The sequence below is a fragment of the Brevundimonas sp. Leaf280 genome (assembly GCF_001422455.1).
GTDB lineage: Bacteria > Pseudomonadota > Alphaproteobacteria > Caulobacterales > Caulobacteraceae > Brevundimonas.
In genome coordinates, this window is sequence record NZ_LMNC01000002.1 from 442435 (window position 1) to 456129 (window position 13695).

At 64.8% G+C, this 13695-nt stretch carries 15 protein-coding genes; 2 read left to right on the plus strand and 13 right to left on the minus strand.

The window, feature by feature from the left end; genetic code table 11:
• Positions 1-29 precede the first annotated feature (29 nt).
• Together ASF31_RS05785 and ASF31_RS05790 are read left to right on the plus strand one after the other, a co-directional pair.
• Complete coding sequence (locus ASF31_RS05785; RefSeq protein WP_156355901.1) at positions 30-2405, plus strand: ATP-dependent helicase; 2376 nt, start codon at positions 30-32, stop codon at positions 2403-2405.
• A 33-nt stretch (positions 2406-2438) separates the two neighbouring features.
• A complete protein-coding gene (locus tag ASF31_RS05790) occupies positions 2439-2621 on the plus strand; it encodes a DUF3606 domain-containing protein (protein ID WP_055753752.1) in 183 nt (60 codons plus the stop codon).
• Between the two features lie 55 nt (positions 2622-2676).
• On the opposite strand, the gene lpdA is transcribed toward ASF31_RS05790, so the two are convergent.
• From lpdA to ASF31_RS05855, 13 genes are all read right to left on the minus strand, one after another.
• Positions 2677-4083 carry a dihydrolipoyl dehydrogenase gene (gene lpdA / locus ASF31_RS05795; protein ID WP_055753753.1) on the minus strand — a complete coding sequence of 469 codons (1407 nt, stop codon included), beginning with the start codon at positions 4081-4083 and terminating at the stop codon, positions 2677-2679.
• Positions 4083-4562, minus strand: a complete 480-nt coding sequence (locus ASF31_RS05800; RefSeq protein ID WP_055753838.1) for a glutathione peroxidase — start codon at positions 4560-4562, stop codon at positions 4083-4085. The genes lpdA and ASF31_RS05800 overlap by 1 nt, the downstream gene beginning before the upstream one ends.
• 13 nt (positions 4563-4575) lie before the next feature.
• Positions 4576-5871 (minus strand): pyruvate dehydrogenase complex dihydrolipoamide acetyltransferase, encoded by a 1296-nt coding sequence (locus ASF31_RS05805; protein ID WP_055753754.1) that lies wholly within the window; start codon positions 5869-5871, stop codon positions 4576-4578.
• Positions 5871-6188: a DUF5076 domain-containing protein gene (locus ASF31_RS05810; protein WP_055753755.1), complete on the minus strand. Its 318-nt coding sequence runs from the start codon at positions 6186-6188 to the stop codon at positions 5871-5873. Before ASF31_RS05810 ends, ASF31_RS05805 begins: the two co-directional genes overlap by 1 nt.
• A complete protein-coding gene (locus ASF31_RS05815; protein WP_055753756.1) occupies positions 6185-7564 on the minus strand; it encodes a pyruvate dehydrogenase complex E1 component subunit beta in 1380 nt (459 codons plus the stop codon). The genes ASF31_RS05810 and ASF31_RS05815 overlap by 4 nt, the downstream gene beginning before the upstream one ends.
• A gap of 3 nt (positions 7565-7567) precedes the next feature.
• Positions 7568-8596: a pyruvate dehydrogenase (acetyl-transferring) E1 component subunit alpha gene (gene pdhA, locus ASF31_RS05820; protein WP_055753757.1), complete on the minus strand. Its 1029-nt coding sequence runs from the start codon at positions 8594-8596 to the stop codon at positions 7568-7570.
• 134 nt (positions 8597-8730) lie between these two features.
• A complete protein-coding gene (locus tag ASF31_RS05825) occupies positions 8731-9030 on the minus strand; it encodes a septum formation initiator family protein (RefSeq protein WP_017504845.1) in 300 nt (99 codons plus the stop codon).
• A gap of 138 nt (positions 9031-9168) precedes the next feature.
• Positions 9169-10446, minus strand: a complete 1278-nt coding sequence (gene eno / locus ASF31_RS05830; RefSeq protein WP_039243670.1) for a phosphopyruvate hydratase — start codon at positions 10444-10446, stop codon at positions 9169-9171.
• 89 nt (positions 10447-10535) lie between these two features.
• The gene (locus ASF31_RS05835) at positions 10536-11156 is read right to left on the minus strand and encodes a hypothetical protein (protein ID WP_055753758.1); all 621 of its coding nucleotides are present in this window, start codon (positions 11154-11156) and stop codon (positions 10536-10538) included.
• 109 nt (positions 11157-11265) lie between these two features.
• Complete coding sequence (rpmF, locus tag ASF31_RS05840; protein ID WP_026108365.1) at positions 11266-11448, minus strand: 50S ribosomal protein L32; 183 nt, start codon at positions 11446-11448, stop codon at positions 11266-11268.
• 133 nt (positions 11449-11581) lie between these two features.
• A complete protein-coding gene (locus ASF31_RS14875; protein ID WP_039243667.1) occupies positions 11582-12133 on the minus strand; it encodes a sugar O-acetyltransferase in 552 nt (183 codons plus the stop codon).
• Positions 12130-13245, minus strand: coding sequence for an NAD(P)/FAD-dependent oxidoreductase (locus tag ASF31_RS05850; RefSeq protein ID WP_055753759.1), 1116 nt, complete (start codon positions 13243-13245; stop codon positions 12130-12132). Before ASF31_RS05850 ends, ASF31_RS14875 begins: the two co-directional genes overlap by 4 nt.
• Positions 13242-13694, minus strand: coding sequence for a type II toxin-antitoxin system RatA family toxin (locus ASF31_RS05855; protein ID WP_055753760.1), 453 nt, complete (start codon positions 13692-13694; stop codon positions 13242-13244). Before ASF31_RS05855 ends, ASF31_RS05850 begins: the two co-directional genes overlap by 4 nt.
• Position 13695: the final 1 nt, after the last annotated feature.

Sequence of the window (13695 nt, forward strand, 5' to 3'; positions counted from 1 at the left end):
GGTCCCCTTATGTTCCGGTTCGATTCTGACTGACGGATATTTTTGCGCCTGTGACTGATCTTCCCGCCCCCCGCATTTCCGACCTCGCGCGCGCTCGTGCGCCCGAGGGCGAGGCGCCGCGCGATTATCTGAAGGGGCTGAACCCGGAGCAACGCGAGGCGGTCGAGACGACCGAGGGCCCCGTGCTTGTGCTTGCGGGCGCGGGCACGGGCAAGACCCGCGTCCTGACGACACGGCTGGCGCACATTCTGGCGACAGGCCGGGCAAAGCCGTGGGAGCTGCTGGCCGTCACCTTCACCAACAAGGCTGCGCGCGAAATGCGCGAACGGATCACCCATCTGATCGGCCCGTCCGCCGAAGGGCTGCGCTGGCTGGGCACCTTCCACTCCATCGCCGCCCAGATCTTGCGTCGCCACGCCGAACTTGTCGGCCTGAAATCCAGCTTCACCATCCTGGACACCGACGACCAGGAACGGGTGCTGAAACAGCTGCTGGAAGCGGCCAACATCGACACCAAACGCTGGACGCCCAAGTCGCTGTCCGGCCTGATCGACCACTGGAAGAACCGCGGCTGGACGCCGGACAAGCTGCCGCCGGGCGAGGACTTTGCCAACGGCAAGGGTCAGGGTCTGTACGCCGCCTATCAGGCGCGTTTGCGCAGCCTGAACGCCTGCGACTTCGGCGATCTGCTGCTGCACAACATCACTATCCTGTCGCAGCATGCTGACCTGGCAGAGGAATATCGCCGTCGGTTCCGCTACATCCTGGTGGACGAATATCAAGACACCAACGTCGCCCAGTATCTGTGGCTGCGGCTGCTGACGGCCTCGACCGGCAACGTCTGCTGCGTCGGCGACGATGATCAGTCGATCTACGGCTGGCGCGGGGCCGAGGTGGACAACATCCTGCGCTTCGAACGCGATTTCCCTGGCGCCAAGATCGTCAAGCTGGAGCGGAACTATCGCTCGACCAGTCATATCCTGGGGGCGGCGTCCGGCCTCATCGCCGCCAACCGCGACCGGCTGGGCAAGACCCTGTGGACCGAGGACGACAGCGGCGACAAGGTGCGCGTGCGCGGGGTCTGGGACGGTGAGGCCGAGGCCCGGCTGATCGCCGACGAGATCGAGACCGCGCGGCGTCCCCACGCCGGCGAACCCGGCCTGAAATACAAGGACATGGCCATACTGGTCCGCGCCTCGTTCCAGATGAGGGCGTTCGAGGAACGGCTGGTCATGCTGGCCATCCCCTATGCCGTCATCGGCGGCCCGCGCTTCTTCGAACGGGCCGAAATCCGCGACGCCCACGCCTATCTGCGGCTGATCCTGTCCGAGGACGACGACCTGGCGTTCGAGCGGATCGTCAATGTGCCCAAGCGCGGCATCGGCGACACCAGCGTACAGAAAATCCTGCAGATCGCCCGCCAGCACGACCTCTCGGCCCTGACGGCCGTGCGCGGCCTGATCAATACCGACGAGCTTCAGGCCCGCACCCGCACCGCCCTGTCCAACTTCGTGCGCGACATCGACCGCTGGCGCCAACTGTCCGAGACCACGCCCCACTGGCAGGTCATGGAGACGGTGCTGGAGGAGAGCGGATATACCGACATGCAGAAGGCCGACCGCACCAGCGGCCAAACCCGCCTGGAGAACCTGAAGGAACTGACCCAGTCGATGCAGCAGTTCGAGACGCTGCAAGCCTATCTGGAGCACGTCTCCCTGGTCATGGATCTGGAGCGCGCGACCAGCGACGATCCCAACGGCGACGGGGCGGTGCAGATCATGACCCTTCACGGCGCCAAGGGACTGGAGTTCCCGCTGGTCTTCCTGCCCGGCTGGGAAGAAGGCGTCTTCCCCAGCCAGCGCAGCATCGACGAAAAGGGCGAAAAGGGCCTGGAGGAGGAACGCCGCCTGGCCTATGTCGGCGTCACGCGCGCCAAGCAGGACGCGCGCATCTCGTTCGCGGCAAACCGCCTAGTCTATGGCCGCTGGACCTCGCAACTGCCCAGCCGTTTCGTCGACGAACTGCCCATCGCCCACGTCGATCCGCAATCCGACACCGGCTATTACGGCGCCTCGACCGGCATGAAAGAGGCCAAGAGCCGCTGGGACGACGCGCCGTCCTTTGGCAGCGGTTATTCCTCCCCCGGCTGGAAACGCGCCCAGAGCTTCACCGCCGCCCAGACGCCGGCCAAGATTCCGGCCCGCAAGGCTGTCATCGAAGGCGACGGCCGCCTGATCGTTACGGGCGATCCCAAGTCGAGCTCAGGCTGGGCCAAGGGCGAACGCGTCTTCCACCAGAAGTTCGGCTACGGCAACGTCCGCGTCATCGAGGGCAACAAACTGCTGGTCGAGTTCGAAAAGGCCGGCGAGAAGCGCGTGATCGACAGCTTCGTCGAGAAGGCCTAACCCCGCGATCTATCGCAACGAACGGAGCCGATCATGGCGGGCCTCAAGGACAAGCGCGGCTTCATCGACAAGGACCGGATCGACCTGTCTGAACGACAGTCGGTCGAATACTGGATGAAGCGCTGGGGCGTGACCAAGGACCAGATCACGGCCGCGCATCGCAAAGTCGGCCGCATGACCAAGGACATCGCGGCGGAGCTGGGCAAGAAGCGGTGATGCGCTCCTCCGTTAGAAGGACGGCCCCGAACGCGGTTCGGGGCCGTCTTCGTTTCTAGATGTGGATCACGCGTCCGTAAGCATCCAGCGCTGCCTCATGCATGGCCTCCGACATAGTCGGGTGCGGATAGACGATGCCGTGGATGTCCTCTTCCGTCGCCTCCATGGTGATGGCGGTGACGTAGCCTTGGATCATCTCGGTGACTTCGTGGCCCATCATGTGGGCGCCGATCAGGGCGCCGGTCTTGGCGTCGAAGATGACCTTGACGAAGCCGTCCGGCTCGCCGGCGGCGACAGCCTTGCCGTTCACGCGGAACGGGAAGCGGCCGATCTTGACCTCGCGCTTCTCGGCGCGGGCGGCCTGTTCGGTCACGCCGACCGAGGCGACCTGCGGCTGGGCGTAGGTGCAGCCGGCGATGGGCGAATGGACGTTCGGCGTCTTGTAGCCCGCGATGAACTCGGCGGCGTGAATGCCTTCGTGCGAGGCCTTGTGCGCCAGCCAGGGCGCGCCGGCGCAGTCGCCGATGGCGAACAGGCCCTTGATGTTGGTCTGGCAGTGGCTGTCGGTCTTGATGTGGCCTCGGTCCAGTTCGACGCCCAGCGCCTCCAGGCCGATCCCATCGGTATTGGCGGTGATGCCTACGGCCGAGATGCAGACCTCGGCTTCCAGCGTCTCGGCCTTGCCGCCGATCTCGACATCGACCTTCACGCCCGAACCGGTCTTGGTGACCTTGGTCACCTTGGCGCCGACCTTGAACTTGATTCCGCGCTTCTCGAACGACTTCTGCGCGGCCTTGGACACCTCTTCATCCTCGACCGGCATGATCCGATCCACGGCCTCGACGACCGTCACCTCGGCGCCCAGTGCGCGATAGAAGCTGGCGAACTCAATGCCGATGGCGCCGGAGCCGATCACGACGAAGGACTTGGGCAGACTCTTGGGCGCCAGGGCGTCGCGGTAGGCCCAGATCTTGTCGCCATCGGCTTCCAGGCCGATCTGCGGCAAGGCGCGGGCGCGAGCGCCGACCGCCAGCATGACCGCCTTGGCCTCGACCGTGCGCGAACCGCCGGCCTTCAGAGCGACGACCACCTTCGGCGCAGCGGCGCCCTTCTCCAGCTTGGCCGAGCCCTCGATCACCTCGATCTTGTTCTTCTTCATCAGGAAGGCGACGCCCTTGTTCATCGTCGCCGCGACTCCGCGCGAGCGCTGGATGATGGCGGCGAAGTCGAACGACGCGCCCGAGGTGGACAGGCCGTATTCCTTCAGATGGCTCAGGCTCTCGAACTTCTCGCCCGACTTCAGCAGGGCCTTGGTCGGGATACAGCCCCAGTTCAGACAGATGCCGCCCAGGTTCTCGCGTTCCACAATGGCGACCTTCTGGCCCAGTTGGCTGGCGCGGATGGCCGCGACATAACCGCCGGGGCCCGAGCCGATGACGACGAGATCGAATTCAGCAGCCATTAGATCAACTTCTCGATGTCGGCCTTGATGGCCTCAGGTTCTGTCTGCGGGGCGTAACGGGCGACCACCCTGCCCTCGCGGTCGGTCAGGAACTTGGTGAAGTTCCATTTGATGGCCTGGGAGCCCAGGAAGCCGCGCTTCTGTTCGGTCAGCCAGGCATAGAGCGGATGGCGGTTCGGCCCGTTGACCTCCACCTTGTCGAAAAGGGGGAAGCTGACGTCAAAACTGGTGGCGCAGAAGGCGGCGATTTCCGCCGCCCGCCCCGGCTCCTGATTGCCGAACTGGTTGCAGGGAAAGCCCAGCACCTCGAACGGCGCATCGGCGAAGTCCCGGTGCAGCGTCTCCAGACCGTCGTATTGGCCGGTGAAACCACACTTGGACGCCGTGTTCACAATCAGCAGCGCCTGACCGCGAAAACTGTCCAGCGAAACCTCCGTGCCGTCGATGGCGCGGGCGGAGAAGTCATAGACCGAGGTCATGACTTCCACTCCCCTACGCCAGCATCGCGACGGGATCTTCGATCAACGGCTTGAACGCCTGCAGGAAGCGGGCGCCGGTCGCGCCATCGACGACGCGGTGATCGCAGGTCAGGGTGACGGTCATCACGGTGGCCGCAACGACCTGGCCGTTCTTGGCGACCGCGCGCTGCTCGCCCGCCCCCACGCTCATAATGCAGCCCTGGGGCTCGTTGATGATCGAGGTGAACTGCTTGATGCCGAACATGCCCAGGTTGGACACCGAGAAGGTGCCGCCCTGGAACTCTTCCGGCTTCAGCTTGCGTTCGCGGGCGCGCTTGGCCAGGTCCTTGGACTCGGTGGCGATCTGCGCCAGCCCCTTGGTCTCGGCCTTCTTGATGATCGGCGTGATCAGACCGCCGTCGATGGCCACGGCCATGGAGACGTCGGCGTTGTGGTGCATGGCGATGCCTTCGGGGGTGTAGGAGGCGTTGGCCTCCGGCACCATCTTCAAGGCAAGTGCGGCAGCCTTGATGACGAAGTCGTTGACCGACACCTTGATGCCCTGCGGCTCCAGCATCTTGTTTACCTTCGCGCGGACCGCCATCAGCTGGTCGATCTCGACGTCGATGAACAGCGGGAAGTGCGGGACGTTCTGGATGCTGTCGACCATGCGACGCGCCACGGCCTTCTTCATCCCGTCCAGCGGGATCAGGTCGTAGCTGCCGTCCGGGATGCCCATCTGGGCCAGCGACTGCGCCTTGCGCGGTTCGATGCCAGAGGTCGCAGCGGCGGTCGTCGTCGAGGTGGCCGCCGGTTGAGCGGCGCCCGTCGGCGCGCCCTCGACGTCGCGCTTGACGATCCGGCCGTGAGGGCCGGTGCCCTTGATCGACTTCAGATCGACGCCGTTCTGCGCAGCGATGCGACGCGCCAGAGGCGAGGAGAAGATGCGCTCGCCGCTTTCCGATTTCGTGGCAGCAGGAGCCGGAGCAGCGGCGGCCTTGGGCGCTTCAGCGGCGGGAGCGGCTTCGGCCTTCGGCGCTTCCTCGGTCTTGGCGGCGGGCTTTTCCGCAGCCTTGGGCGCGGCGGCTCCGCCTTCATCCTTCAGGCGGGCGATGGGCGTATTGACCTTCACCCCTTCCGTGCCTTCGGCGACCAGGATGTCAGTGATCTCGCCCTCATCGACGGCTTCGACTTCCATCGTGGCCTTGTCGGTCTCGATCTCGGCGATCACGTCGCCGGCGGAAACGACGTCGCCGACCTTGACGTGCCATTTGGCCAGAACGCCCTCCTCCATCGTCGGAGACAGGGCCGGCATCAGGATGTCGGTCATCAGGCGTTCCCCCCGGTTGGCGTAATCGGTTCGGCGACAGTGCGGACGTCATTCGCCTTCACCACTTCGCTGAGACCTTCGAGGATGCGGTGGTAGGCCGCGGTTTCGTCGTGTTGATGCCGCACGGCATAACCATGCGCCATGTGTCGCGCCGCATAGGCCAGCAGCCGACCGAACTGTATGGGATCGTTGAAGGCCGGTTTGACGGACATCACCGGCTCGTCCTTCGACCACCACATTCGGAGGACTTCGATGGCTGCGGGGTCAGCAGCGACGCTGTCTGGCGTCGTCAGCATGAACTCCGATGCCTCGGTCATGCCATCACCTGTTTCACGGCCGCGATGATCTTGTCCACGCCTGGCAACGACAGCACTTCCAGATTGGCGGCATAGGGCAGCGGCACGTCTTCCTGGTGCACGCGCAGCGGCGGGGCGTCCAGATAATCGAAGGCGTGTTCGATCACGCGGGCCACGACCTCTGCTCCGACGCCCATCGGACCCCAGCCCTCTTCGGCCGAGACCAAACGGTTGGTCTTCTTGACGCTCTCGACGATGGTCTCGTGATCCAGGGGGCGCAGAGTGCGCAGGTCGATCACCTCGGCCTCGATACCCTCCTCAGCCAGCTTCTCGGCCGCCTGCAGGGCGAAGCCAACCATCCGGCTGTGGGCGGTGATGGTGACGTCCTTGCCTTCGCGACGAACCTTGGCCTTGCCGATCGGCAGGACATAGTCCTCGACCTCCGGCACATCGAACTCCAGGCCGTACATCATCTCGTGTTCGAGGAAGACGACCGGGTTCGGGTCACGAATGGCGGCTTTCAGCAGGCCCTTGGCGTCGGCCGCGTCATAGGGCGCGATAACCTTCAGACCCGGCACCTGAGCGTACCAGGCCGAGTAGTCCTGGCTGTGCTGGGCGCCGACGCGCGAAGCAGCGCCGTTCGGACCGCGGAACACGATTGGCGCGCGGATCTGACCGCCCGACATATAAAGGGTCTTGGCGGCCGAGTTGATGATGTGATCGATCGCCTGCATGGCGAAGTTGAACGTCATGAACTCGACGATCGGCTTCAGGCCCGACATGGCGGCGCCGACGCCCAGGCCGGCGAAGCCATGCTCGGTGATCGGAGTGTCCACGACGCGCTGGTCGCCGAACTCCTGCAGCAGGTCGCGGCTGACCTTGTAGGCGCCCTGGTACTGGGCGACTTCCTCGCCGATCAGGAAGACGCGATCGTCACGACGCATCTCTTCGGCCATGGCGTCACGCAGGGCGTCGCGCACGGTCGTCTTGACCAGTTTGGCGTCGGTCGGGATTTCCGAGTCTCGCAGTTCGACCTTGGGCGTCGCGATCTGGGCTGGTGCCTTTTCCGGATCGCCGGTCTTGCCTTCGGCCGCAGCATTGGGCGTCTCAGCTTCGCCCTGCGCGGGGTCAGCCTTCGGCGCGGGCGCCGCTGCGCCATCTTCGCCGGCCAGACGCGCGATCGGCGTGTTGACCTTCACGTTCTCGGAGCCTTCGGCGACCAGGATTTCCAGCACTTCGCCTTCATCCACGGCCTCGACTTCCATCGTCGCCTTGTCGGTTTCGATCTCGGCGATCACCTGGCCGGCCGACACGGTGTCGCCCGCCTTGATGTGCCATTTGGTCAGCGTGCCCTCTTCCATCGTGGGGGACAGCGCCGGCATCAGAATGTCGGTCACGGATCAGGCCTCCACGTAGACGTCGGTATAGAGCTCGGACGGATCGGGTTCCGGGCTCTCTTGGGCGAATTGAACAGCTTCGGCGACGATCGCCTTGATTTCGGTATCGATGGCCTTGAGCTCGTCCTCGGTCGCATTGGCGGCCGACAGCAGCGTCTTCAGGTGATCGATCGGGTCGCGGGTCTTCTTGACCTCATCGACCTCTTCCTTGGTCCGGTATTTGGCCGGGTCGGACATCGAGTGACCGCGATAGCGATAGGTCTTCACTTCCAGGATGAAGGGACCGCCGCCCTCGCGGGCGCGCTTCACCGCACGCGCCGTCGCGTCACGCACGGCCAGCACGTCCATGCCGTCGACCTGCTCGCCCGGAATGCCGAAGCTGGCGCCGCGCTGATACAGTTCGGTTGTCGAGGACGAGCGTTCGATGCTCGTGCCCATGGCGTACTGGTTGTTCTCGATGATGTAGATAGCCGGCAACTTCCACAGCTGCGCCATGTTGAAGCTTTCGTACACCTGCCCCTGGTTCGAGGCGCCGTCGCCGAAATAGACGAAGGCCACCGAATCGTCGCCGCGATACTTGCCGGCGAAGGCCAAACCGGTGCCCAGCGCCACCTGGGCGCCGACGATGCCGTGACCGCCATAGAAGCCGGTCGGCACGTCGAACATGTGCATCGATCCGCCCTTGCCCTTTGACGAACCGCCGCTGCGGCCGGTCAGCTCGGCCATGACTTCCTTGGGATCCATGCCGGCGGCCAGCATATGGCCGTGGTCGCGATATCCGGTGATGATCTTATCGTGGCCCTGTTTGACGCTCTCCTGAACGCCGACCGCCACGGCCTCCTGGCCGATGTACAGGTGGCAGAAGCCGCCGATCAGACCCATGCCGTACAGCTGGCCTGCACGCTCTTCGAAGCGGCGGATCAGAACCATCTCGCGATAGAAGCGCAGAAGGTCTTCCTTGGACGCCGTCGGCGTGTTGGGCAGTTTATCAGGCGTGGTCGTCTGAGCGGATTTGGCTGGGGCTTTCGCCATCCGGTATCTCCCGGCTAGGCGCCGAGAACCGACGCCTTCTTATCGTTACGGAAAGGGGCTTTAGCAGCCTTCCTTCCGGTAACGCAAAGGGGTGCGGGTCGCCCTGTAACAATAGTTCAATTGGTGAAGGTCGCTTAGCCTTGGGCGGCCGGGGCCGAGACGCGGATCACATAGTCGCGCGGGTCGGAGAAACCCAGGACGGCGCGCGCGCGCTCTTCCAGAAGGTCGCGAGACAGACTGTCGGTGCGCAGATAGCGAACCCGTGTCTCAAGGTCGCGGCGCTGCTCGGTCAGATGCGCCAGCTGGTCCTCGCGCTGCCCCAGCAAGGCGTCGCGAGATGATCCGCTCAGCAGTCCGCGCTCGCCCGTCAGCGCCTGCACCCCGAGATAGGCCAGAAGCAGCAACAGGGCGAGGGACAGGCGGTAAGGTTTCATCCGTTCGGGCACTTGAGACGCTCCTTCTGAGCGCAAAAACACAGTTCAGAAACCGTGCCCGAAAATGCCTAACGAAATGTAGCTTGACCGTAAGAATGTCGGCGGAAAACGCTGATTCTCCGCCGACAATTCCGATTTCTATTTGAGTAGCATACCGTCGCCGAAATAGACGCCCTGATCGCCCAGCATTTCCTCGATGCGGAGCAACTGGTTGTACTTCGCCACGCGGTCAGAGCGGGCCAACGAGCCCGTCTTGATCTGACCGCAGTTTGTCGCCACGGCCAGGTCGGCGATGGTGTAGTCCTCGGTCTCGCCCGACCGGTGGCTCATCACGGCGGTATAGCCCGCGCGGTGGGCCATATCGACGGCGTCCAAGGTTTCCGACAGGGTGCCGATCTGGTTGACCTTGATCAGGATCGAGTTGGCCAGACCTTCGCCGATACCGGCGGCCAGACGCGCAGGATTGGTGACAAACAGATCGTCGCCGACCAGTTGGACCCGGTCGCCCAGGCGCTCGGTCAGCAGGCGCCAGCCGTCGAAGTCATCCTCGGCCATGCCGTCCTCGATCGACACGATCGGGAAGCGTTCGCACAGGTCGACCAGATAGGCGGCCATGCCTTCGGAATCGACGGTCTTGCCCTCTCCGGCCATGACGTATTTGCCGTCCTTGAAGAATTCGGTCGAGGCGACGTCGAGGCCCAAGTGGAAATCCTCGCCCGCGAGGTAGCCCGCCGCCTGGCCCGCCTTGGTGATGAAGCTCAGCGCCTCATCGGCCGAGGCCAGATTGGGCGCAAAGCCGCCCTCGTCGCCGACGTTCGTGTTGTGCCCGGCGTCCTTCAGTTGCTTTTTCAGGGCGTGGAAGATTTCGGCGCCCATGCGCACGGCGTCAGAAAACGTCTCGGCACCGGTGGGCAGGATCATGAACTCCTGGATGTCGATCGGATTGTCGGCGTGCGCGCCGCCGTTGATAATGTTCATCATCGGGGTCGGCAGGACGCGGGCCGAGACTCCGCCCAGATAACGATACAGTTCCTGATTGGCCGACAAGGCGCTGGCCTTGGCGACGGCAAGAGACACGCCCAGGATCGCATTTGCGCCCAGACGGCCCTTGTTGGGCGTGCCGTCCAGTTCAATCATCGCCTCATCGATCCGGCGCTGCTGCTCGGCGTCCATGCCGGACAGGGCGTCGAAGATTTCGCCGTTGACGGCGTCAACCGCCTTCTGGACGCCTTTGCCGCCCCACATGTCCTTGTCGCCGTCCCGCAGTTCGACCGCTTCATGCGCGCCTGTGGACGCGCCGGACGGAACGGCGGCGCGGCCGAACGAACCGTCTTCCAGCGTAACATCGACCTCGACCGTCGGATTGCCCCGGCTATCGAGGATCTGGCGGGCGACGATGTCGGCGATGTCGGTCATGGCTCGGCTCTTTGGCTCAAGGGGCAAGGGAGGTCCGACGGTTTAGCCGCCTCCCCGCCAAACGCCAATGCCGACATCGTCGCCAGGCCTCAGGAACAGCCCTCGACGAGCTGGATCGAAGGATCACCCGCGTGGACCATCATCACCTTGCCGTCGCTGCCGATCTCATATCGAACGCCGCGCGCCGACGGATCGGTGACATAGGTCGTCGATCCGCCCTTCGACCAGACGAACAGATCCTCGGCCGGCGCCTCCTGGTATTTGTGCGGCTGGGCGAAGACGGCGCCGCCGTAGGCTTGCTTGATCGCCATGGCCGTATCGCCGACGCCGAACCCTCGATCGGTCTTCGTCGTCGCACCGCGCGCCAGGGTGATTCGCGTCAGCACGCCGTTCTGGATCATCACCTGCACATCGGCGGGCGCCTTCGCGGGATGGAACTGGTCACAGACTTCGGGCTCGGCGCCGCCGACGGCGTTCGGTTGGGAGTCCTCGCCCCAGACCTTCACCAGTTCGGCGCGCGTCATGCCGATTCGCACCGGCCCCAGACCTTCGGCCGTCAAAGCGTTCGGATCGGCGGAGGGCGTAGCGGGCGTCTCGTTCGCGGATGCGACGGGCGGTGCGGCGGGCTCCGAGACGCGCTCCTCTGCGCGATTGCAGGCGGCGAGGGTCAGTAGCGCACAGGCGCTGACGGCGGTGAAACGAATCATCATGCGGCGTCTCCAATGGAAGCTTCACCGCATTGAACGCACGAAAACGGCGCGCGGGTCACCGCGCGCCGTCGAAATCGTCATCCGACCGAAGTCGGGGTCGCCTGAAAGACTAGTCTTCCTTCGGCGTGATGACCTGACGACCGCGATAGGTGCCGGTCTTCAGGTCGATGTGGTGCGGGCGCTTCAGCTCGCCGGTGTCCTTGTCCTCGACGTAGACGTTCGAGGTCAGGGCGTCGTGGGCGCGGCGCATGTTGCGACGCGAGGGAGATACTTTGCGCTTCGGAACGGCCATGTCCGTCTCAATCTTCTAAGTCGGGCGCCGCCCAGAGCCGAGCTCCGTCTAGCGCGAAAACAATAGCGGCGGCCCTCAGGACCGCCACGCGAGGCGCGGCTTATGCATGAACCGCGCGACGATTTCAAGGCGTTTAAGCAGGCGTCAGACGCCGGACGATCTTCGCAGGATTGCCGACCACCACCACGTCGGACGGCACGTCCTTCGTCACGACCGATCCCGCGCCGATCACCGACCGATCGCCGATGGTGACGCCCGCCAGAACGATCGCGCCGCCGCCAATCCAGACGTCGTCCCCGATGACGATCGGCCGCGCCGTCTCCTCGCCCCGGCGGGCGACCGCGTCCAGCGGATGTTCCGGCGTCAGAAGCTGCACGCCCGGCCCCGCCTGAAAGTTATCGCCGATGCGGATCTCGGCGCAGTCCAGGAACACGCAGTTGGCGTTGGCGAAAGCCCGCGCGCCCAGGTGGATGTTGACGCCATAGTCGCAGAAGAAGCCCGGCATGATGATCGCCTTGCCGTCGGCCGCATTGACCAGTTCGTTGACCAGGGCGCCGCGCCGGTCTCGATCCGGCTCGGCGTTGATGGCGACGGTCAGGGCCACGGCGCGGGCGCGACCATCGCGCAGATCGGGATCGCCCGGATCGTAAGGCAAGCCCGCCAGCATCTTTTCGCGCTCGGTCATGCGTCCTCCGTCAGAGCGTCAGCCACCGCTTCGCCGATGGCCAGCGAACTGGTCAGGCCGGGGCTTTCGATGCCGAACAGCGCCATCAGACCATCGATGCCGTGATGCTCCCGGCCATGAAGCTGAAAGTCCGGTTGCGGCTCGCCCGGCCCATGCAGTTTGGGCCGAATGCCGGCGTAGTCCGGCGTCAGAGCGCCGTCGGGCAAACCCGGCCAAAAACGACGAATGTAGGTCGCGAACTCTTCGGCCTTGGCGGGATCGAACGAGTAATCCTCGGTTTCGACATAGGCCAGGTCGGGCCCGAACACGGCCTGACCACCCAGATCCTTGCGATAGTGGGTGCCCAGCGCGCCGGGGATGGGCGGCGGATAGATCAGCCGATCAAACGGCGCCTTACCCGTCAGACGGAAATAGACGCCCTTGCCGAAATGTCCGGCGGGAATGTCGCCGGGCGGATAGCCTCCGATCAACGCCGCCACCGCCTGGGCCGATAGTCCGGGCGCGGTGACCAAAAGGCGGCTCGTGACCTGCATCGCCCCCTCCCCGCCGACACGGATCGTGAAGCCGCCGCACGTCAGGGGCTCTGCGCCCTCGAACGGCGCCGAGACCACGACTGATCCGCCCGCATCCTCGATCTCGCCCTGTAGAGCCAGCATATAGCCGTGGCTGTCGAACAGGCCGCTCTCGGGCGACAGGATGGCGGCGTAGGCGTTCAACTCCGGCTCCAGCGCCCGCGCCTGGACGCCGGTCAGATGCGCCAGCCCTTCGACGCCATTCGCCGTCGCCTGTTCGAAGATAGCCTCGATCCGCTCGACCTCTGATTCCTGCGTCGCCACGACCAGCTTGCCGCATTTCCAGTGATCGATCTTGCGGCTGGCCAGGAAGTCGTAGAGCGCACGGCGTCCCTCGACGCAGAAGCGGGCCTTCAGCGATCCGGTCGGATAATAGAGCCCGCCGTGAATGACCTCGGAGTTACGCGAGGAGACGCCCTGGCCGATGTGGGCTTCCTTCTCCAGCACCAGCACCGTCAGCCCCCGTTTCGACAGCGCTCGACCGCAGGCCAGGCCCACAGCCCCGGCGCCCACGACGGTCGCGTCGAAATCGAAACTCATCGGACGCCGTACCTCCGCTTCGCCTCGGCCTCGAAACAGCCGATCAGCTTTTCCACCGCTCGGTCGAAGTTCGCCGACAGCATCATGTCCAGCATCCGAGACTTGAAGGCGAAGTCGATCATGAACTCCAGCCGCGTGCCGTCCGGATGGGGAAAGAACTCCCAACGGTTCTTCAGGTGCTTGAACGGTCCGCGCAACAGGCCGACCTCGACCTTCGGCGCATTGCGATCATGCCTGACCCAGGTGGAGAAGCGCTCCTTAAGGAAAGAAAAGCCAACGCCGGCCTCCGCGTCCTGCAAGCCGACGCCCTCGCCTTCCTCGCGCGCGTTCCAGACGCGCATCGACGTGACCCAAGGCACGAAGTCGGGATAGGCGCGCACGTCGGCGACCAGATCGGCAAGCTGTTGGGGCGCATAGGGAAGAATGCGCGTGACGCGGTGGACGGCCATG